This is a genomic window from Streptomyces sp. enrichment culture (assembly GCF_964273145.1).
In the GTDB taxonomy this organism is placed as follows: Bacteria; Actinomycetota; Actinomycetes; order Streptomycetales; family Streptomycetaceae; genus Streptomyces.
On the sequence record NZ_OZ186873.1, the window covers coordinates 2591724 to 2612031 of the forward strand.

Here is a 20308-nt window from a genome sequence, read left to right on the forward strand (position 1 = left end):
CCCTTCGGGGGGCAGCGGCCGACGCGTATGTATGAAGGAGACATGGACGTGACGACCGACGCGGGCGCTCCCTGGCTGATCGCGGGTCTCGGCAATCCCGGTCCGGAGTACGCCGCCAACCGGCACAACGTCGGCTTCATGGTGGTGGACCTGCTGGCGGAGCGGATGGGGGGACGGTTCAAGCGGCACGGCAAGGCCCAGGCGCAGGTGGTCGAGGGCCGGATCGGCCCGCCGGGACCGGCCGGCCGGCGGGTGGTGCTGGCGAAGCCGATGTCGTACATGAACCTGTCGGGCGGTCCGGTGAACGCGCTGCGGGACTTCTACAAGGTGCCGGTGGCGCACGTGGTGGCGGTCCACGACGAGCTGGACATCGACTACGGGGTGCTGCGGCTGAAGCTGGGCGGCGGGGACAACGGGCACAACGGGCTGAAGTCGATCACCAAGGCGCTGGGGGCGGAGTACCACCGGGTGCGGTGCGGGATCGGGCGTCCGCCGGGGCGGATGGCGGTGGCGGATTTCGTGCTGAAGGACTTCTCGTCGGCGGAGCGCAAGGAGCTGGACTGGTTCGTGGACCGGGCGGCGGACGCGGTCGAGTGCCTGGTGACGGAGGGCCTGGAGCGGGCGCAGAGCGCGTACAACTCCTGAGGACGGCTCCCCGGGCCCGTTCCCCCCTCGGCCCGGGTTGCCGGTGCCGGGTCCGCGGCGACGGCGCTTCCGGCACGGTGGTGCCGTCATCGACCTGTCGGCGGGACCGATCGCCAGGGGGGCGGTCAGTCGTGAGTATCGAGTTCCTCATCACCGCGTTCATCATCGTGGTCTCGCCGGGGACCGGCGCGGTGTACACCGTCGGCACGGGACTGGCACGCGGCTTCCGCGTGTCGGTCGTGGCGGCCTTCGCGCCGTTGACCAGGGACATCGCACCGTGTGAGGCGTTGGGGCACCCGCCGCATGCGGGGATTCTGTGTGTTGCCTGTTCGTGATTGACGAGCTGCCGGGCCGAAGGAGAAGCTGAACCGCCCCCTCCACATCTTCCGTTCACTTCTCGAAGATGGATTTCCGTTTCATGCGAACCCCCACTCGCGCCGGCGTTCTCGCCTGCGCATCCTCGGCCGCGCTGCTGCTCGCGCCCGCCGCCCACGCCACCGCTCCGGGCGACAACGGGACGGTCAAGGTCCACGACGCGGCCACCGGCGAGGAACTGCGGCGCAACGAGCCGCACGTCTGCACGTTCTACCTGGACGCCTTCGGCTTCGACGGCGGCCAGCGGGTCGACTGGCACATCGAGTCCTGGGCCCCGACGGCCGCCGTCAAGGGCGAGACGGTCGAATCCGGCTCCCTGACCCTGGACGCCGAGGGCCACGGCCGGACGAACGACCTGTCGCTGCCCGACGGGCACTACAAGCTGTTCTGGAACTTCGACGGCGAGAAGGGCTCCGCCAAGCACAAGGTGTTCTGGACGGACTGCCCGGAGCCGGAGAAGGCCGGTGCGGCGCCCGGCGCCCCGGCCGCCCCGCCGTCGTCGCCCGCGGCCACCGCGGACGTCCCGCCGGCGTCCTCGGCCCCGTCCGCCGCCCCGGCCCCGTCGGGCTCCTCGGCCCCGTCCGCCGCCCCGGTGCCGTCGGGCTCCTCGGCCCCGTCCGCCGCCTCGGTGCCGTCGGGCTCCTCCACCCCGTCCGCCGCCTCGGTGCCGTCCGCGTCCGCGCAGGGCGACCTCGAGGGCGACTTGGCCGAGACCGGCAGCGGCATCCCCGCGGCCCTGCTGTCGGCCGCGGCGGCGGTGCTGGTCGCGGCGGGCGGTTACCTGGTGTTCCGGCGCCGCAGGGCCGCCCGCGGCTGACACCGCACGGTAAGAGCGCAGAAAAAGGGGGGTGCCCCCGGGTCCGTACGGAGCCCGGGGGCACCCCCTTTCGCGCGCGGGCGCGGTCAGCCGGTGTTGCGCAGGCCGGCGGCGACGCCGTTGACGGTGAGCAGCAGGGCCCGCGCGAGCAGCGGGTCGGGCTGCTCGCCCGCGGCGGCGGCGTCGCGCTGGCGCTTGAGCAGGGCGACCTGGAGGTAGGAGATCGGGTCGAGGTAGGCGTCGCGGATGGCGAAGGTCTGCTTGAGCACGGGCTGGGCGTCGAGCAGTTCCTCCTCACCGGTGACGCCGAGGACCTCGCGCACGGTCAGCTCGTGTTCGGCGCGGATGGTGTCGAAGACGTGCCGCAGCTCGTCCGGCACCAGGGTCTCCACGTAGTGGGCGGCGATCCGCAGGTCGGTCTTGGCCAGCGTCATCTCGACGTTGGAGATGAAGTTGCGGAAGAAGTGCCACTGCCCGTACATCTCCTCCAGCACGGTGTCCAGGCCCGCCTCGCGCAGCGCCTTGAGGCCGGAGCCGACGCCGAACCAGCCGGGCACGATCTGCCGGGACTGGGTCCAGCCGAACACCCACGGGATGGCGCGCAGGCCGTCGAGGCCGGCGCCGGAGTCGGGGCGGCGCGACGGGCGCGAGCCGAGGTGGAGGTCGGCGAGCTGGTCGACGGGGGTGGAGGCGAAGAAGTACGCGGGCAGGTCGGGGTCCTCGACCAGGCGGCGGTAGGCGGCGTGGGCGGCGTCGGAGACGACGTCCATGGCGGCGTCCCAGCGGGCGAGGGCCTCGGTGGACTGGCGGGGCGCGGTGTGCAGGGCGGAGGCCTGGAGGGTGGCGGCGACCGTCAGTTCCAGGTTCTCCCGGGCGAGGGAGGGGATCAGGTACTTGTCGGAGATGACCTCGCCCTGCTCGGTGACCTTGATCTCGCCCTCCAGGGTGCCCCAGGGCTGGGCGAGGATCGCGTCGTGGGTGGGGCCGCCGCCGCGGCCGACGGTGCCGCCGCGACCGTGGAAGAGGCGCAGGCGGACGCCGTAGCGGTGGGCGACGTCGCGCAGGCGGCGCTGGGCGCGGTGGATCTCCCACTGGCTGGTGGTGATGCCGCCGAACTTGGAGGAGTCGGAGTAGCCGAGCATGACCTCCTGGACGTCGCCGCGCAGGGCGACCAGACGCCGGTAGGAGGGGTCGGAGAGCATGTCCTCCAGGATGGTGTCGGCGGCCTTGAGCTCGTCGGTGGTCTCCAGCAGCGGCACGATGCCGATCTTGGCCCAGCCGGCGTGCAGGTCGATGAGGCCGGCCTCGCGGGCGAGGACGGCGGCGGCGAAGACGTCGTCGGCGCCCTGGCACATGGAGATGATGTACGACTCGATGACCTCGGGTCCGAAGACCTCCAGGGCCCGCCTGACGGTCTGGAAGACGCCGAGGGTCTTCTCGCCGGCCGCGTCCACCGGCGCCGGGCTCGGCGCCAGGGGCCTCCTGGAGCGCAGCTCCTTGGCGAGGAGCTTGGCGCGGTACTCGCGGGGCATGTCGGCGTAGCGCCAGGACTCCTCGCCGAGCCGGTCGAAGAGCTGGCCGAGGGCGTGGTGGTGGGCGTCGGCGTGTTCGCGGACGTCCATGGTGGCGAGCTGGAGGCCGAAGGCGGCCAGGGTGCGGATGGTGCGGGCGAGGCGGCCGTCGGCGAAGAGGCCGCCGCGGTGCTCGCGCAGGGAGGTCTGGATGATGCGCAGGTCGGCGAGGAGCTCGGCGGTGCCGAGGTAGTCGCGGCCCGGCTCGTGCGGGGTGCCCTTGGCCAGGCGCTGCTTGGTGTTCTCCAGCTTCTGCCGGATGCAGGTGGCCTTGAGCCGGTAGGGCTCCTCGGCGTTGAGGCGCTTGTAGCGGGGGCTGATCTCGGGCAGCCGCTCCAGGTCGGCCTGGAGGGAGTTCAGCAGCTCCTCCGTGGCACCGGCGTAGCGGATGGAGTTGGACAGCAGGCCTCGCAGCTCGTCGATGGTCTCCAGCGCGTCGTTGATGCCGTGCTCGTGCTGGAGGATCAGGACGTCCCAGGTGACCTGCGGGGTGACGTTGGGATTGCCGTCGCGGTCGCCGCCGATCCAGGTGCCGAAGCTGAGGGGGCGGGTGTCGTCGGGGAGCTTGACGCCGACGCGCTCCAGTTCGGCGGTGAGGTCCTCCAGGACGTCGCCGACGGCGCCGGCGTGGAGTTCGTCGAGGTAGTAGATGGCGTTGCGGGCCTCGTCGGCGGGTTCGGGGCGCACGACGCGCAGTTCGTCGGTCTGCCAGACGAGGTCGATGTTCTCGGCCAGCCGGGTGTCGAGGCGGCGCCGGTCGGACTCGATGACGGGGGTGTCCAGGAGGGCGGCGATGCGGCGCAGCTTGTTGAGGACGGAGCGGCGGGCGGCCTCGGTGGGGTGGGCGGTGAAGACGGGGCGGACGTTGAGGTTGGCGACCGTCTCGCGCAGGTGCTCGGGGTCGGCGTCCTTGAGCCGGTCGGCGGTGCGGGCGATCAGGCCGCCCTCGGCGGCGCGCCTGGCGCGCAGTTCGCGTCCGCGGTGGACCTGTTCGGTGATGTTGGCGAGGTGGAAGTAGGTGGAGAAGGCGCGGACCAGCTTGGCCGCGGTCTCCAGTTCGGTGCCGCGCAGCAGCTCGGCGGCGGCGTCCCCGTCCTCTCGGGTGAGGCGGCGGACCTTCTCCACGAGCTCCAGCAGCTCGGGGCCCTCCTGCCGCACGAGGGTCTCTCCGAGGAGGTCGCCCAGTCGGCGGATGTCGGCGCGCAGCTCGCTGCTGGTCGTCGTGGACCGCGTCGTCAGGTCGTCGGCACTGCTCACAGGTGCGGCTCCTTGCAGTGTTGAAGCTCGTCTGGGAGGGGTACCCGGACGGACGTCTCGCACGGCGGGGCCGCTTACGGGCCGGACGTCCGGGAAGAAAACTTCAGAGCGGACCGCGCTGTCCGACCGGCTCCAAGTCTAGGCGCCGAGTGGGGCGCGCAGGCTCGTGGCTCTTGCCGTCGAACGCCGCGCTGTCATACTTACGGCGCCGTAGGTTACGGGACCGTAGGAAACGGGCACGGTCTCTGCGCGCGGCACTTCCACAACCTTCACCCCCCAGGGGACGCGTATGACCACAAGCTCCGAAGTGATCGAAGAAGCGCCGAAAGCGCCCGACGACACCTCCACGCCCTCCGCCACGCTGGGCGGCGAACAGAAGCGGACGATCGAGCAGATTACGCTGCTGCTGTTCATCGTCGTCCCGTTCCTCGCGCTGCTGGCGGCGGTACCGCTGGCGTGGGGGTGGGGGGTGAGCTGGCTGGACCTCGGCCTGCTGGTGTTCTTCTACTTCCTGGGCTGCCACGGCATCACCATCGGCTTCCACCGGCACTTCACCCACGGTTCCTTCAAGGCGAAGCGGCCCCTGAAGATCGCGCTGGCGATCATGGGGTCGATGGCGGTCGAGGGGCCGCTGGTGCGCTGGGTCGCCGACCACCGCAAGCACCACAAGTTCTCCGACCACGAGGGCGACCCGCACTCGCCGTGGCGCTACGGCGAGACGGTCCCGGCCCTGATGAAGGGCCTGTGGTGGGCACACATCGGATGGATGTTCGACGAGGAGCAGACCCCGCAGGACAAGTACGCACCGGACCTGATCAAGGACAGGACGCTGCGGAGGATCTCCCGCCAGTTCGCCCTGTGGACGGCGGTGTCCCTGCTGCTGCCCCCGCTGATCGGCGGCCTGGTCACCATGTCGTGGTGGGGCGCGTTCACCGCGTTCTTCTGGGGGTCGCTCGTCAGGGTGGCGCTGCTGCACCACGTGACGTGGTCGATCAACTCGATCTGCCACGCGGTCGGCAAGCGGCCGTTCAAGTCGCGTGACCGCTCGGGCAACGTGTGGTGGCTGGCGATCCTGTCGTGCGGCGAGTCCTGGCACAACCTGCACCACGCCGACCCGACCTCCGCGCGGCACGGTGTGGAGCGCGGCCAGCTGGACTCCTCCGCCCGCCTGATCCGCTGGTTCGAGCAGCTGGGCTGGGCGTACGACGTGCGCTGGCCGTCGCGTTCGCGCATCGACGCGCGCCGTGCCGACAAGGAAGGCGGCTCCCGGCGCGGGAAGGAAACCGTCAAGGCGGCATGATGGGCGCTGTGGCGACCGACTCCAGCACCCCCAGCAATGACAAGCCGCGGCGTACGCGCCGCACCCGGATGACCGGTGCCGAGCGCCGCCAGCAGCTGCTGGAGATCGGTCGCACCCTCTTCGCGGCCAAGGGTTTCGAGGGCACCTCGGTGGAGGAGATCGCGGCGAAGGCCGGGGTCTCCAAACCGGTGGTCTACGAGCATTTCGGTGGCAAGGAGGGCCTGTACGCGGTGGTGGTGGACCGCGAGATGCGGTGTCTGCTGGACATGGTGACCGGCTCGCTCACCGCGGGCCACCCCCGCGAGCTGCTGGAGCAGGCGGCGTTCGCGCTGCTGGACTACATCGAGGAGTACACGGACGGGTTCCGCATCCTGGTCCGCGACTCCCCCATCCCCCAGTCGACGGGGTCCTTCGCCTCGCTCATCTCGGACATCGCCACCCAGGTGGAGGACATCCTCGGCAAGGAGTTCAAGAGCCGCGGCTTCGACCCGAAGCTGGCCCCGCTGTACGCGCAGGCGCTGGTGGGGATGGTGGCGCTGACCGGCCAGTGGTGGCTGGACGTGCGCAAGCCGAGGAAGGCGGAGGTGGCGGCCCATCTGGTGAACCTGGCGTGGCACGGGCTGGACGGACTGGAGCCCAGGCCGCGGCTGATAGGGCACCGGAAGGCTTAGATCCGTCGTCGGGCTCCCGTCGTCGCCCGGGGGCGGCCCCGCGGCGTCGGGTGTGTGCCCTGGGGCCCCCGGCCGCAGGCTGGGGGTGCCGGGCCCCGGCTCTCGTAGGGGACGCGCCCGGGCCAGGGCCCGGTGCGGCGAGTGGGGGTGCCCCCTTCCGGGGAGCGTGCACGGCGTCGCGGGGCGGACGGGAGTGTGCCGGTGGGGCCCAGCCGGGGTCCTCGCCGTCACCCCGCCGTACGGGCGACGGCGAAGACCCGGCGGAACGGGAACGGCGTGCCGTGCGGTCCGGCCGGATAGGCGGCCCGCAGCGCGGCCCGGTACTCGGCGAGGAAGGCGTCCCGTTCCCCCGGGTCGCCGGCCAGCGCCGTCAGCACGGGCCGCAGCCCGGTCCCCTTCACCCAGTCCAGCACGGGGTCCTCGCCCGTCAGCAGGTGGAGGTAGGTGGTCTCCCACACGTCGGCGGCGCAGCCGAGGGCGGTGAGGCGGTCCAGGTAGGCGGCCGGGGTGAGGACGGCGTCCTCGTGGCGCAGGACGCCGGCGAGGCGGGCGCGCCGGCGCGGGGCGCGGGCGAGGTCCCGCATCAGCCGGTGGCTGGGGGCGTCGAAGTTGCCGGGCACCTGGAAGGCGAGGGTGCCGCCGGGGGCGAGGGCGTCGATCCAGGCGGGGAACAGCCCGGCGTGGCCCGGCACCCACTGGAGGACGGCGTTCGCGACGATCAGGTCGTACGGCTCGGCGGGCGTCCAGGTGCCCACGTCGGCGTGGACGAAGTCCAGCCGGCCGCCGCCCGGGGTGGGCCCGGCGTAGGGGGCGGCCCGGGCGAGCATCTCGGGGGAGTTGTCGTAGCCGGTGACGCGGGCGGTGGGCCAGCGGGCGGCGAGCAGGGCGGTGACGTTGCCGGGGCCGCAGCCGAGGTCGGCGATGCGGGGCGCCCGCGCGGCCGGGTCCGGGACGCGGGCCAGCAGGTCGGCGAAGGGGCGGGCACGGTGATCGGCGTGGCGGAGGTACTGGGCGGGGTCCCACACGGAATCGGCCATGCCGCCAGCTTCCCCACCATCTATCTCGACGTCAAGAGACTTCATGTCGACACAACCACTACACTGATCGCATGGAGGACGAGGTCGATCGGCTGGTCGCAGCGTGGCGCCGGGAGCGCCCGGACCTCGACGTGGAACCGCTCGAGGTGCTCAGCCGGGTGAGCAGACTGGCCCGGCACCTGGACCGCGCGCGCCGGCTGGCCTTCTTCGAGCACCAGCTGGAGCCCTGGGAGTTCGACGTCCTCACGGCGCTGCGCCGTGCGGGCACCCCGTACCAGCTCTCACCCGGGCAGCTGCTGACCCAGACCCTGGTCACCTCCGGCACGATGACCAACCGCATCGACCGCCTGGCCAAGAAGGGCCTGGTGGAGCGCCTGCCCGACCCCAGCGACCGCCGGGGCGTCCTGGTGCGGCTGACGGACGAGGGCCGGGACCGCGCCGACCAGGCCCTGGCGGGCCTGCTGGACCAGGAGCGCGCGATCCTCGCGGAGCTCTCCCGCTCCCAGCGGATGGAACTGGCCGGGCTGCTACGCCGGCTGACCGCCCCGTTCGACAACATCCCCGGTTAGGTCGGCCGGGCCGACCCCGGCCCGCCGGGCCAGCGCGACCGCGGCCAGGGTGGAGTGCACGCCCAGCTTGCCCAGCACGTTCTGCATGTGGGTGCGGACCGTGTGCGGGGACAGGTACAGCCGCTCGGCGACGGCCTTGCGCCCGAGGCCGGCGACCATGCACCGCAGCACTTCCCGTTCCCGGGGCGTCAGGGACTCCACCAGCCGCTCGCTCTCGGTGCGGTGCCTGCGGGCGGCGGTCAGCTCCCGCAGGACGCCCGTCAGCAGGGCGGGCGGCAGGTGCGTCTCCTCGCGCAGCACACCCCGGACGACGGTGAGCAGCCGGGACAGGGAGCAGTCCTTGGCCACCCACCCGAAGGCTCCGGCCTGCAGGGCGAGGGCCGCCCGCCGCGGGTCGTCCTTCTCGGCGAGCACGACGACCCGCACCCCCGGCTGCGCGGAGCGCACCGCGGCGACGAGGGAGATCCCGTCGACGGTCCCGTCCTCGCCGCGGCCCCGCAACGGCACCGCCGGCCGCGGGCCCGGTCCGCCGACGCCCAGGTCGGCGTCGACGAGCAGCACGTCGAACCGCCGCCCCTCGCCCGCCGCCCGCTCCAGGCAGCGCAGCGCGGCCGGGCCGCTGCCGGCCGCGAAGACGTCGACGTCGGGCTCGGCGGCCAAGGCCGCGGCGAGCGACTCGGCGAAGATGCGGTGGTCGTCGACGACCAGCACTCGGATGCGCACCACGAAACCCCCTCCCCCGCGCTCCCGAGGAGCGGGGGATCCACCCGGTCGGCACAGGACGGCACCGGCGCGGGTGCGGCGCCCGGAACCCCCTGCCCGAACACCGTTCGCACCGGGACGGGCCGCCGCGGCCGCACGACCGCCGCCGTCCGTGACGCCGCTGCCCCCGCCCCGGGCGCCGTACCCGGCTGCCTCGCCCCCTGAGAGCGGCACCGGCCCCCACCGGTGCAGTTCCTCAGGGTACGGGCGGGAGCGGGCAGCGGAAGGCTCTTTGCAGAACTGCCGGCCCGGCGCGTTTATGGTGTGCCGCATGTTTCGTCTTGAGACAGAAGTCGACACGGCGCGGCGCGATCTGCTGCGGGCCCGCCTGAGGGAGACGAACACCACGGCCTCCCCCGTCCTGCGGTCCCTGCGCGGCACCCCCGCCGCCCGCGAGGCCCCCCTGCACGTCTGGGCGTCGGACGAGGCCGGCGGCCTGGCCGGCGGCCTCGTCGGCCACACCTGGGCCGGCTGGCTGCACGTGACCTACCTGTGGGTCGACGCCCGCCACCGGGGCGCGGGCCTCGGCTCCCGCCTGCTCGCCGAGGCCGAACGCGTCGCCCGCGACGACCGCGGCTGCCGCGCGGTCCGCCTGGAGACCTGGGACTTCCAGGCCCCCGGCTTCTACCGCAAGCGGGGGTACGAGGTGGTGGGCGTGATCCCCGACTACCCGCCGGGGATCACCGAGTACACGCTGACGAAGGCGCTGGCCTGACCCGGGCCGGGCGGCTCAGGCCAGCCGCCGCGCCCCCGCCGACGGCACCGCCTCGAACACGCGCGGCGCGGTGAGAGCGGCCTGCGCGAACGCCTCCTGGACCGCCTTGGTGAGGGTGTCCACGTCGGCGGTCCGCGCCAGGACGATCGCCGAGCCGCCGAAGCCGCCGCCGGTCATCCGGGCGCCCAGCGCGCCCGCCGCCAGGGCGGTGTCGACGACCAGGTCCAGTTCGCGGCAGGAGATGCGGAAGTCGTCCCGCAGCGAGACGTGCCCCTCGGTCAGGACCGGCCCGATGGCCGACGTGTCGCCCGCCTCCAGCAGGGACACCACCCGCTCCACCCGCTCGTCCTCGGTGACGACGTGCCGCACCAGGCGGCGCACCTCCTCGTCGTCGCCCAGCCGCTCCAGCGCCGCGTCCAGCCCGTCGTAGGGCACGTCGCGCAGGGCGTCGACGCCGAGCAGGGCGGCGCCCTTCTCGCAGCCGGCGCGGCGCTTGCCGTACTCGCCCTCGCTGTGGGCGTGCTTGACCCGGGTGTCGACGACCAGCAGGCGCATGCCCTCGGCGGCCAGGTCGAAGGGGATCTGCCGCTGGGACAGGTCGCGGGTGTCGAGGAACAGGGCGTGGCCGGCCTCGCAGCAGGCCGCGGCGGTCTGGTCCATGATGCCGACGGGAGCGCCGACGTAGACGTTCTCCGCGCGCTGGCACAGACGGGCCAGCTGCCAGCCGCGCAGGCCGAGGCCGTACAGGTCGTTCAGGGCCAGCGCCACCACGACCTCCAGCGCCGCCGACGAGGACAGGCCCGCGCCCGCCGGAACCGTGGAGGCCAGGTGGATGTCGGCGCCGGTCACCTCGTGCCCGGCCTCGCGCAGCGCCCACACCACGCCCGCCGGGTACGCCGTCCAGCCCCGGTCGGTCCCGGGCGCGAGGTCGGCCACGCGCAGCTCCGCCACACCGCCCGCGCCGTCGTCGATGTCCGCCGAGTGCAGGCGCAGCACGCCGTCGTCGCGGCGGGAGACGGCGGCGACCGCGGTGTGCGGCAGGGCGAACGGCATGACGAAGCCGTCGTTGTAGTCGGTGTGCTCGCCGATGAGGTTGACCCGGCCCGGCGCCGCCCACACCCCTTCCGGACCGGCCCCGTACAGCTGCGTGAACCGCTCGGCGACAGTTCCTGCGACAGCCTCGCTCATGCCCTGACCCCTGACCCTTCGTGATGTTCCACTAAGCGCGCTTCTGCGCGAACTCCCACGCGTCCGCGACGATCCCCTCGAGGTCCGCGCGGGACGGATTCCAGCCCAGCTTCTCGCGAGCGGTCGCGGCCGACGCCACCAGGACCGCCGGATCGCCGCCGCGGCGGGGCGCGACGACCTCGGGGATGGGGTGGCCGGTGACCCGGCGGGCGGTCTCGATCACCTCGCGGACCGAGAAGCCGTTGCCGTTGCCGAGGTTGCAGATCAGGTGCTCGCCGGGGGTGGCCGCGCCCAGGGCCAGCAGGTGGGCCTCGGCCAGGTCGGCGACGTGGATGTAGTCGCGCACGCAGGTGCCGTCCGGCGTCGGGTAGTCGTCGCCGTAGACCGAGATGGCGTCCCGCCGGCCCTGGGCGACCTGGAGGACGAGCGGGATCAGGTGCGACTCGGGGTCGTGGCGCTCGCCGTACTCCCCGTAGGCGCCGGCCACGTTGAAGTAGCGCAGCGACACCGCGCCCAGCCCGTGCGCCGCCGCCTCACCGGTGATCATGTGGTCGACGGCGAGCTTGGAGGCGCCGTAGGGGCTCGTGGGGCGGGTCGGCGCGGACTCGAGGATCGGGACCTGCTCGGGCTCGCCGTACGTCGCCGCGGTCGAGGAGAAGACGAGCTTGCGCACCCCCGCCGTCCGCATGGCCGCCAGCAGGGCCATGGTGCCGCCGACGTTGTTGTCCCAGTACTTCTCCGGCTTCACCACCGACTCGCCGACCTGCGAGGACGCGGCGAAGTGCAGTACGCCGTCGAAGGAGGCGTCCAGCCACCGGGCGGCGTCGCGGATGTCGCCCTCGACGAAGGAAGCACCGGCCGGCACCCCCTGGCGGAAACCCGTGGAGAGGTCGTCGAGCACGACGACCTCGTGCCCCGCCTCCAGCAGGTGCTGGGCGACGACGCCGCCGACGTAACCCGCGCCGCCCGTCACCAGGTACTTCCCACTCATCGACTCGCTACCTCCCGCAGTCGCTCGGCCGCGCGCTCCGGCGGCACGTCGTTGATGAACACGCCCATGCCGGACTCGGAGCCCGCGAGGAACTTCAGCTTGCCCGACGTACGGCGGATGGTGAAAAGCTCCAGGTGGAGCGCGAAGTCGTCGCGGCTCACCCCGTCGAACTCCTCCAGCTGCCCGAACGGGGCCTGGTGCCAGGCCGCGATGTACGGCGTCGGAGGCTCACCCTCACCGAAGATCCGGTCGAAGCGCTTCAACAGTTCCAGATACACCTGGGGGAACTCTGTGCGCGCCGCCTCGTCCAGCCCCAGCAGGTCGGGAACGCGGCGCTTGGGGTACAGGTGCACCTCGTACGGCCAGTGCGCGGCGTACGGCACGAAGGCGACCCAGTGCTCACCCTCCAGGACGACCCGCTCGCCCGCCCGCTCCCGCTCCACGACGGCGTCGAACAGGTTCTCCCCGCCCGTCGCCTCCTTGTGGGAGGCGAGTGAACGGAGCATCAGCGCGGTGCGCGGGGTGGTGAAGGGGTAAGCGTAGATCTGCCCGTGCGGGTGGCCCAGCGTCACGCCGATCTCGGCGCCCCGGTTCTCGAAGCAGAACACCTGTTCAACGGAGGGCAGATGGGACAGCTCCGCCGTGCGGTCCGTCCAGGCGTCCAGGACCAGGCGCGCCTGCTCCTCGCCCAGGTCGGCGAAGGAGGCGTGGTGGTCGGAGGTGAAGCACACGACCTCGCACCGCCCGGAGTCCCCGGCCAGCGAGGGGAAGCGGTTCTCGAAGACCACCACGTCATACGACGAGTCCGGGATCTCGCTCAGCCGCTCGCCCCGCGAGGGGCACAGGGGGCACTCGTCGGCGGGCGGGTGGTACGTGCGCCCCTGCCGGTGCGAGGCGACGGCCACGGAGTCGCCGAGCAGCGCGTCCCGCCGGATCTCGGAGGTGGTGACGGTCCGCTCCAGGGGGCGGCGGTCCACCGCGTCCCGCACGGTGTCGTCGCGCAGGTCGTAGTAGATGAGCTCGCGGCCGTCGGCCAGCCGGGTCGAAGTCTTCTTCACTGCCGGACTCCTCTGCGCCCACACCCAATCACCCAACAGAATCAAACATAACACATCACAACTCACCACCCTTTCGCCCCTCATCACAATCAAACAAAGAACACCATCGAAAGTGTTCACTTACTGAAGGCGGAGGCATAGGTTCCGTCCGGATCAAGTTCGCGCAACGAAGCGAGTACTTATGCAAACCCCCTCATACCTGGCCGCGGAGCTACGGCTCCCCACCAACTGGCTCGACTACTCGATCCTCGGGATCTACTTCGTCGTCGTCCTGGGCATCGGCTTCGCCGCCCGCCGCTCGGTCAAGACCAGCCTCGACTTCTTCCTGTCCGGCCGTTCCCTGCCGGCGTGGGTCACCGGTCTCGCCTTCGTCGCCGCCAACCTGGGCGCCACCGAGATCCTGGGCATGGCCGCCAACAGCGCGCAGTACGGCGTCTACACCACGCACTGGTACTGGATCGGCGCCATCCCGGCCATGGTCTTCCTGGGCCTGGTGATGATGCCGTTCTACTACGGCTCCAAGGTCCGCTCGGTCCCCGAGTTCCTCCTGCTCCGCTTCGACAAGGCGGCGCACCTGCTCAGCGCCATCCTGTTCGCCTTCGCCGCCATCCTCATCGCCGGCGTCAACCTGTACGCCCTCTCGATCGTCGTCGAGGCGCTGCTGGGCTGGCCGGACTGGGTGGCCATCGTCGTCGCCGGCGCGTTCGTCCTCGGCTACATCACCCTCGGCGGCCTGTCCTCGGCCATCTACAACGAGGTCCTGCAGTTCTTCGTGATCCTGGCGGCCCTCATCCCGATCACCGTGCTCGGCCTGAGGAAGGCCGGCGGCTGGGACGGCCTGACCGACACCCTCACCGCACGGCACGGCGGGGACTTCATGTCCTCCTGGGGCGGCACCGGCATCGGCAGCGACAACCCGCTCGGCGCCAACTGGCTGACCATCGTCCTGGGCCTCGGCTTCGTCCTCTCCTTCGGCTACTGGACGACGAACTTCGCCGAGGTGCAGCGCGCCCTGTCCGCGAAGAACCTCTCCGCCGCGCAGCGCACCCCGCTGATCGCCGCGTTCCCGAAGATCTTCATCGTCTTCGTGGTGATGATCCCGGGCCTGGTCGCCGCCGCGCTGGTCCCGGACATCGGCCGGCCCGGCTCCGACCTCCAGTACAACGACGCCATCCCGTACCTGATGGAGGCCCTGCTGCCCAACGGCGTGCTCGGCATCGCGGTGACCGGTCTGATGGCCGCGTTCATGGCGGGCATGGCGGCGAACGTGTCGTCCTTCAACACCGTCTTCACCGCCGACATCTGGGCGAAGTACGTGGTGACGAACCGCCCGGACGAGTACTACGTGAGGTTCGGCCGCCTGATCACGGCGATCGGCGTCCTCGCCTCCATCGGCACGGCGTTCCTGGCGAAGTCCTTCTCGAACATCATGGCGTACCTCCAGACGCTGTTCTCCTTCTTCAACGTGCCGATGTTCGTGGTCTTCATCATCGGCATGTTCTGGAAGCGCGCGTCGATGAAGTCCGGCTTCTGGGGCCTGATCGCGGGCACCACCGCGGCGATGGTGAACTACTTCGTCATCTACAAGCAGGGCATCATCGACATCCCCTCCGACCAAGGCGCCAACTTCGTCTCCGCGATCGCCGGCTTCGTCGCCGGCGCGGTGGTCATGGTGGCGGTCTCCCTGTTCACCCGGCCCAAGCCGGCCGCCGAGCTCCAGGGCCTGGTCTACGGCACCACGTCCCCCGGCATGTCCGAGCCGCCCGCCCAGGGCGACGACGCCTGGTACCGCAAGCCGGCCCTGCTGGGCTGGGGCGCGGTGGTCCTGGCCGCCGCCTGCTACATCCCGTTCTCGTTCTGATCGCGGGAGGATGGAGAGACCATGTCCGAGTTCTACTCCGAGAAGGACGTCCAGCGGGAGGTCTCCGAACTGGAGACCAAGTCCGCGACCGCCGCACGGCTGTTCGACATCCGGCGCATCATCGGGGGCCTGTTCGTCCTCTACGGCGTCATCGTCACGATCGCCGGCATCACGGCGTCCGACGCCGACATCGACAAGGCCGAGGGCGTGAACATCAACCTGTGGACCGGGTTGGGGATGCTGCTGCTGGGGGTGTTCTTCCTGGCCTGGCTGAAGCTCCGCCCCGTGGCTCCGCCGCCGCCGGACGTCACGCCCGACGGGAAGCCGGCCGAGTAGCGGCCGGCCGGGACGCTCGCGGGCCGGGACCCACCGGGTCCCGGCCCCGTGCCGTCCCCGCGCCGGGGCCGCTACCCGGCGGTCACCAGCGTCAGGGCCCGCCCACCGGGCAGCGCGAGCACCCCACCGCGCTCCGGATCCCCCGCGAACCAGGCGCCGTGCTCCATCCCGGCCGTCCAGCGCCGCCACCGGAACAAGGAGGCCAGCGCCAAGGGGCGAATGCCGACGAACGTCAGGAGCGGGAAGACGGCCCGTACCGTTTCCAGGCTCCGATCATTGACCAATACGACCGCCGGGACCAGCAACGCCCACACGGCTGTCACGTCACCAGCCGGACCGGCCCGCGCCACCATGTCGCCAACAGGACCGTCTGGGTCTGCGGATCGTCGACCGCACGGGAAGCCGGCGGACTCGGCGGCGGTGCCGGAAGCGCGGCCGTCCACCGGGCCACAAGCGGCCGGGCGTTCCCCGGGGCGCACGGCCTCGCGGGTGACGTGGCCACCAACTCTCCCATCGGCTTCGGGCTCGGTGTGGGTGGCAACATCTCCAAGGACATCGACGCGGCCGTCGACGGCGATCCCAACGCGGACAAGGACGAGGACAAGCCTGGTGCCGCCGCCGACGCCCGGAAGGACGCGGGTGAGGATGCCAAGGCCCTGCGGGATCGGGAACGGCCCGATTCAGATCGGTACGGAGCGTTCGGGTGAACAGTGAGTGGACCGTGAGTGAGCCCCACGACGGCGTCGGCGAGGTGACCGGTGTCCGGGGCTTCCCCCGCTGCGGGCGATTGGTCGCCGTGGCCGCCCCGCTCGCCCTGGTGGCGCTGACCGCCGCGTGGCTCTTCCTGGGGGCCGCACCGGTACGCGACGCCGTCACGTGGGGCTCCCTGGCGCTCCTCGCCCTGTGTGTCGTGCTGTTGGGGACGGCGGTGGTACTCGGGGGCGGCCGGTCCCGCCGCGAGACCTACCGGTGGGCCGTACGGGCCGCCTCGGTGACCCCGGGACACGGCGAGGGCACGGTGCCGTCGCGGCTGGGCGGCACCCGCTGGCCGTCGGCCCGCTACCTGGGCGTGCTGATCGCCCTTCCCACGCTGCTGGCCCTCTGGGGGACGCTGGCCGCCGCCGACGCGCGGGGAACGGGCACGAGTGCCGTGCTGGCCGAGGCGGGCGCGGTGATCGAGCGGCGTCCCATCGTCAAGATCGAGAACGAGGTCGCCGAGGGCAGCAGCCCGCGCGCCGCGGCCACCGCCGACTACACCGTCCTGCTCCCCTCACCGGCCGGCGGGGACGGTGTCCCGGCGACGTTCGAGGCGTCCACCAATCGACGCCGGTCGATCGGCGGTGAACTGTACGTGGCGTACGTCCCCGGACGGCCCGAGCTGGGTGCCATCGGCGACGATCAACGCGAGGACGTGGAGCGCCAGCTCGCCGGGCGGGCCGTGAAGGCCAGCAGCGCATGGGGGATCGTCGGCCTGTGGCCCCTCGTGACCCTCTTCCTGGTCATCGGCTTGTGGTGGTGCGGCAGCACACGCCGTCGCGCCCGCACCGTCGGCCCCGGCTGGCAGGCCCTGCGGGTCACCGTCACCGGGGCGGGCGAGCACGTCGACGCGCCGCCGCCCGGCGGTACGACGGCGGCCGACGAGCGCAAGCGGCGGGAGAACACCCGGCGGCTGAAGGGCCTGGTGCTCCAGGGCCGCGGCACGGAGATCCCCTTCCACTCCCGGATGTCCAGCGAGGCCGCCGGAGCCGTGCTCTCGGGGACGCACGGCTGGCTGCTATGGGATCCGCGGCACCGCCGGGGCCGGGACGTCCTCGCCGACCTGGTGGGCGACGACGGCTGGCAGCTGCCCGGCGCGGTCCCGGTCCCGGTGGCCGAGCGGGTCGCGAAGGAGCAGCTCGCGGTCCCCGCACATCCGGACCCCGAGCGGCGGGTCCGCACGCTGGACCTCGGCGCGGGCTGGCTCGTGACGGCGTCGGTGCCGATGCTCGTGGGGTGGACGGTCGCGCTCGGCTGCCTGGCCGCCCTGCTGCTGGTCCCGGACGCCGGCACCTGGCGGCTGTGGACGGCCGCGGCGGGACTGCTGGCGCCCGCCCTCGGCTTCCTCGTGCAAGGAACGGCACCCGAAGACGGCCGGGCGGGCTGAGACCCGCCGGCGAGCGGCCCCCGCCGGGGCGGCCGGAGACCTGCCCGTGCGGGGAGGCGGGGATCACCCGCCCTCACCGCACCGGAATCACCCGTCCCGTCACACCGGGGCCACCCGCCCCCGCCGGACGGCGGCAGGCCGTCGGGGGGACGCCGCTACGCCCCCGGCGGGACCGGCCGTCGTACCGGCCCGGCCCGGTCCAGCAGCCCCGTGCGCGCCGCCAGGGCCGCGGCCTCCAGGCGTGAGCCGACGCCCAGCTTCATCAGGACCCGCTGGACATGGGTCCGGGCCGTGGACGGCGCGATGCCCATACCGGCCGCGATGAGCCGCGTGTCCTCGCCGTCGGCGACCCGGACCAGCACCTCGGCCTCCCGCGGCGTCAGCATCTCCATCAGCCGCTGCCCCTCGTCGTCCGGCTGCGCCACCGGGTTCAGCAGCTCGCCGAACGCCCCTTGGAGCAGTTGCGGCGCCACCGCCGACTCCCCGGCCCGCGCCTTCACGATCGCCCGCTCCACCCCCTCGATGCGCTCGTCGTGCCGCACGTATCCCGAGGCTCCGGCCGCGAAGGCCGCCGCGATCCCCCGCGGGTTCGGCACCGGCCCCAGCACGACCACCGCCACCTGCGGACGCTCCCGCTTGACCTTCGCCACCGGGTCGAACACCCCGGGCTCGGCCGGTGCCGCCGTCCCCAGCAGGCACACCTCCGGTGCCCGGCTGATCACCAGTTCCGCCGCCCCCGCGACGGGCGCCGTCGCGGCGAGCACCCGGTGCCCCCGCAGCTTCAGCGCCGAAGCCAGCGCCTCGGCGTGCAATCGGTGGTCGTCGACCACCATGAGCCGCACTCCCATCGAGCAACCCCCCAGTCCCCCCACGGCTCCCGGCCAATGGCTCCGGCGGGGCACCGCACGGCGCCCCGCCGATGCCCAACTGCGGACGCCCCCTCGGGGATGCGCACACGCCCCCCACGGGCGGAAGCCCCCCCCGGCTTCCGGCGCGACCCCGCCCCGCCTCCTCGTCTTCCGGAAGCTACACGCTTGTTCGACGTTGCGCTCCCCCTACGGGTAAGGAATGCCCCGGATCGCCGAAATCCCTCGCAATACGGCCCACAGCGGCCGGCGGGTCAGGCGTCCTCCGCCAATTCCAGCCAGCGCAGCTCCAGTTCCTCCCGCTGTCCGGCCAAATCCCGCAGTTCAGCGTCGAGTTCGGCCACCTTCGCGAAGTCCGTGGCGTTCTCCGCGATCCGCGCGTGCAGCGCGGACTCCTTCTCGGAGATCTTGTCCAGCTGCCGTTCGATCTTCTGGAGCTCCTTCTTCGTGGCACGCAGGTCGGCGGCGCTCCGCTCGGGCACGGCCCTGTCGGAGGCCGGGGCCTGGGCCGGGATCCGGGCCGGGGCGGAGGCGGCCGCCGCCTCCTCCATCCGCCGGCGCCGCTCCAGGTACTCGTCGATGCCGCGCGGCAGCATCCGCAGCGTGCCGTCGCCGAGCAGCGCGAACACGCGGTCCGTCGTCCGCTCGACGAAGAACCGGTCGTGGGAGATGACGATCATCGAGCCGGGCCAGCCGTCGAGGAGGTCCTCCAGCTGGGTCAGGGTCTCGATGTCGAGGTCGTTGGTCGGCTCGTCGAGGAAGAGGACGTTGGGCTCGTCCATCAGCAGCCGCAGCAGCTGGAGCCGCCGCCGCTCACCGCCCGAGAGGTCGCCGACCGGCGTCCACTGCTTCTCCTTGCCGAAGCCGAACGTCTCGCACAGCTGCCCGGCGGTCATCTCCCGCCCCTTGCCGAGGTCGACGCGCTCACGCACCCGCTGCACGGCCTCCAGCACCCGCCAGGTGGGGTCGAGCTCGGCGACCTCCTGCGACAGGTACGCCAGCTTCACCGTCCTGCCGACGCGGATCCGCCCGCCCGCGGGCTGCCGCTCCCCCTCGCTGAACGCGGCCTCGGCGAGCGCCCGCAGCAGCGAGGTCTTGCCGGCGCCGTTGACGCCGACGAGGCCGATGCGGTCACCGGGCCCCAGCTGCCAGGTCAGGTGCTTGAGCAGCACCTTGGGCCCGGCCTGGACGGTCACGTCCTCCAGGTCGAACACCGTCTTGCCGAGCCTGGACGACGCGAACTTCATCAGCTCGCTGCTGTCCCGCGGCGGCGGCACGTCCTTGATCAGCTCGTTGGCGGCCTCGACGCGGAACCGCGGCTTGGAGGTGCGCGCGGGCGCCCCGCGCCGCAGCCACGCCAGCTCCTTGCGGACGAGGTTCTGCCGCTTGACCTCCTCGGTGGCGGCGATGCGCTCGCGCTCGGCGCGGGCGAAGACGTAGTCGGAGTAGCCGCCCTCGTACTCGTGGACGACGCCGCGCTGCACGTCCCACATGCGGGTGCAGACCTGGTCGAGGAACCAGCGGTCGTGGGTGACGCAGACCAGTGCCGAGCGGCGCTCGCGCAGGTGCCGGGCGAGCCAGGCGATGCCCTCGACGTCGAGGTGGTTGGTGGGCTCGTCCAGGACGATCAGGTCCTGCTCGGCGATGAGCAGCTTGGCCAGCGCGATGCGGCGCCGCTCGCCACCCGACAGCGGCCCGATGACGGTGTCCAGGCCCTGCGGGAAGCCGGGCAGGTCCAGCCCGCCGAACAACCCGGTCAGCACGTCGCGGATCTTGGCGTTGCCCGCCCACTCGTGGTCGGCCAGGTCGCCGATGACCTCGTGGCGGACGGTGGCCCCGGGGTCGAGGGAGTCGTGCTGGGTCAGGACGCCCATGCGCAGCCCGCCGGAGTGGGTGACGCGGCCGGTGTCGGCGTCCTCCAGCTTGGCCAGCATCCGGATCAGCGTGGTCTTGCCGTCGCCGTTGCGGCCGACGACGCCGATGCGGTCCCCTTCGGAGACGCCGAGGGAGATGCCGTCGAGGAGGGTACGGGTGCCGTACACCTTGCTGACGTTCTCGACATTGACCAGGTTGACGGCCATTTCACTCCTGCCCAGGGGATCGATCAGTTTTCAAGGGTAGGCCCTGCGGCCCGTCGGCCACGTCC

General features: G+C 72.4%; 20 protein-coding genes. 11 read left to right on the forward strand and 9 right to left on the reverse strand.

Features of this window, described 5'->3' with window-relative positions:
• The first annotated feature begins 42 nt into the window (after window positions 1-42).
• From pth to ACSU6Z_RS11590, 3 genes are all read left to right on the forward strand, one after another.
• The gene (gene pth, locus ACSU6Z_RS11580) at window positions 43-645 is read left to right on the forward strand and encodes an aminoacyl-tRNA hydrolase (RefSeq protein WP_437018878.1); all 603 of its coding nucleotides are present in this window, start codon (window positions 43-45) and stop codon (window positions 643-645) included.
• A 131-nt stretch (window positions 646-776) separates the two neighbouring features.
• A complete protein-coding gene (locus tag ACSU6Z_RS11585) occupies window positions 777-980 on the forward strand; it encodes a hypothetical protein (protein ID WP_437044955.1) in 204 nt (67 codons plus the stop codon).
• Window positions 981-1063: 83 nt separating this feature from the next.
• On the forward strand, window positions 1064-1837 hold the full coding sequence (locus ACSU6Z_RS11590) for an LPXTG cell wall anchor domain-containing protein (RefSeq protein WP_437044957.1): 774 nt from the start codon (window positions 1064-1066) through the stop codon (window positions 1835-1837).
• 86 nt (window positions 1838-1923) lie between these two features.
• Here ACSU6Z_RS11590 and ppc read toward each other — a convergent pair whose 3' ends face one another.
• Window positions 1924-4665: a phosphoenolpyruvate carboxylase gene (ppc, locus tag ACSU6Z_RS11595; protein WP_437044959.1), complete on the reverse strand. Its 2742-nt coding sequence runs from the start codon at window positions 4663-4665 to the stop codon at window positions 1924-1926.
• A gap of 289 nt (window positions 4666-4954) precedes the next feature.
• On the opposite strand from ppc, the gene ACSU6Z_RS11600 reads away from it, so the two are divergent.
• A complete protein-coding gene (locus tag ACSU6Z_RS11600) occupies window positions 4955-5965 on the forward strand; it encodes an acyl-CoA desaturase (protein ID WP_437044961.1) in 1011 nt (336 codons plus the stop codon).
• A complete protein-coding gene (locus ACSU6Z_RS11605) occupies window positions 5962-6636 on the forward strand; it encodes a TetR family transcriptional regulator (RefSeq protein WP_437044963.1) in 675 nt (224 codons plus the stop codon). The genes ACSU6Z_RS11600 and ACSU6Z_RS11605 overlap by 4 nt, the downstream gene beginning before the upstream one ends.
• 227 nt (window positions 6637-6863) lie before the next feature.
• Here ACSU6Z_RS11605 and ACSU6Z_RS11610 read toward each other — a convergent pair whose 3' ends face one another.
• Window positions 6864-7673, reverse strand: a complete 810-nt coding sequence (locus ACSU6Z_RS11610; protein ID WP_437044965.1) for a trans-aconitate 2-methyltransferase — start codon at window positions 7671-7673, stop codon at window positions 6864-6866.
• Window positions 7674-7744: 71 nt separating this feature from the next.
• Here ACSU6Z_RS11610 and tamR point away from each other — a divergent pair, with 71 nt between their 5' ends.
• Complete coding sequence (gene tamR, locus ACSU6Z_RS11615) at window positions 7745-8242, forward strand: MarR family transcriptional regulator TamR (protein WP_437044967.1); 498 nt, start codon at window positions 7745-7747, stop codon at window positions 8240-8242.
• Here the strand turns inward: tamR and ACSU6Z_RS11620 are convergent.
• Window positions 8201-8968 (reverse strand): LuxR C-terminal-related transcriptional regulator, encoded by a 768-nt coding sequence (locus ACSU6Z_RS11620; RefSeq protein ID WP_437044969.1) that lies wholly within the window; start codon window positions 8966-8968, stop codon window positions 8201-8203. The two genes, tamR and ACSU6Z_RS11620, sit on opposite strands and share 42 nt — an antisense overlap.
• Window positions 8969-9263: 295 nt before the next feature.
• On the opposite strand from ACSU6Z_RS11620, the gene ACSU6Z_RS11625 reads away from it, so the two are divergent.
• Window positions 9264-9719 carry a GNAT family N-acetyltransferase gene (locus ACSU6Z_RS11625; RefSeq protein WP_437044971.1) on the forward strand — a complete coding sequence of 152 codons (456 nt, stop codon included), beginning with the start codon at window positions 9264-9266 and terminating at the stop codon, window positions 9717-9719.
• A 15-nt stretch (window positions 9720-9734) separates the two neighbouring features.
• Here the strand turns inward: ACSU6Z_RS11625 and galK are convergent, their stop codons facing one another.
• From galK to galT, 3 genes are read right to left on the reverse strand one after another with little or no spacing between them, the layout of a single operon-like run.
• Window positions 9735-10907 carry a galactokinase gene (galK, locus tag ACSU6Z_RS11630; protein WP_437044972.1) on the reverse strand — a complete coding sequence of 391 codons (1173 nt, stop codon included), beginning with the start codon at window positions 10905-10907 and terminating at the stop codon, window positions 9735-9737.
• Between the two features lie 31 nt (window positions 10908-10938).
• Window positions 10939-11898: a UDP-glucose 4-epimerase GalE gene (galE, locus tag ACSU6Z_RS11635; protein WP_437044974.1), complete on the reverse strand. Its 960-nt coding sequence runs from the start codon at window positions 11896-11898 to the stop codon at window positions 10939-10941.
• Window positions 11895-12956 (reverse strand): galactose-1-phosphate uridylyltransferase, encoded by a 1062-nt coding sequence (galT, locus tag ACSU6Z_RS11640; protein ID WP_437044976.1) that lies wholly within the window; start codon window positions 12954-12956, stop codon window positions 11895-11897. The genes galE and galT overlap by 4 nt, the downstream gene beginning before the upstream one ends.
• Before the next feature lie 181 nt (window positions 12957-13137).
• On the opposite strand from galT, the gene ACSU6Z_RS11645 reads away from it, so the two are divergent.
• The gene (locus tag ACSU6Z_RS11645) at window positions 13138-14817 is read left to right on the forward strand and encodes a sodium:solute symporter family protein (RefSeq protein WP_437044978.1); all 1680 of its coding nucleotides are present in this window, start codon (window positions 13138-13140) and stop codon (window positions 14815-14817) included.
• Window positions 14818-14838: 21 nt separating this feature from the next.
• Entirely contained in the window at window positions 14839-15153 is a 315-nt protein-coding gene (locus ACSU6Z_RS11650) for a hypothetical protein (protein WP_437044980.1), read from the forward strand.
• A gap of 71 nt (window positions 15154-15224) precedes the next feature.
• On the opposite strand, the gene ACSU6Z_RS11655 is transcribed toward ACSU6Z_RS11650, so the two are convergent.
• On the reverse strand, window positions 15225-15476 hold the full coding sequence (locus ACSU6Z_RS11655) for a hypothetical protein (RefSeq protein ID WP_437044981.1): 252 nt from the start codon (window positions 15474-15476) through the stop codon (window positions 15225-15227).
• A gap of 171 nt (window positions 15477-15647) precedes the next feature.
• Here ACSU6Z_RS11655 and ACSU6Z_RS11660 point away from each other — a divergent pair, with 171 nt between their 5' ends.
• Both ACSU6Z_RS11660 and ACSU6Z_RS11665 read left to right on the forward strand, forming a co-directional pair.
• Complete coding sequence (locus tag ACSU6Z_RS11660; RefSeq protein WP_437044983.1) at window positions 15648-15860, forward strand: hypothetical protein; 213 nt, start codon at window positions 15648-15650, stop codon at window positions 15858-15860.
• Window positions 15861-15874: 14 nt separating this feature from the next.
• Window positions 15875-17296: a hypothetical protein gene (locus tag ACSU6Z_RS11665; protein WP_437044985.1), complete on the forward strand. Its 1422-nt coding sequence runs from the start codon at window positions 15875-15877 to the stop codon at window positions 17294-17296.
• A 155-nt stretch (window positions 17297-17451) separates the two neighbouring features.
• On the opposite strand, the gene ACSU6Z_RS11670 is transcribed toward ACSU6Z_RS11665, so the two are convergent.
• Both ACSU6Z_RS11670 and ACSU6Z_RS11675 read right to left on the reverse strand, forming a co-directional pair.
• A complete protein-coding gene (locus ACSU6Z_RS11670) occupies window positions 17452-18144 on the reverse strand; it encodes a LuxR C-terminal-related transcriptional regulator (protein WP_437044987.1) in 693 nt (230 codons plus the stop codon).
• A gap of 272 nt (window positions 18145-18416) precedes the next feature.
• Window positions 18417-20243 carry an ABC-F family ATP-binding cassette domain-containing protein gene (locus ACSU6Z_RS11675; protein ID WP_437044989.1) on the reverse strand — a complete coding sequence of 609 codons (1827 nt, stop codon included), beginning with the start codon at window positions 20241-20243 and terminating at the stop codon, window positions 18417-18419.
• Window positions 20244-20308 lie beyond the last annotated feature (65 nt).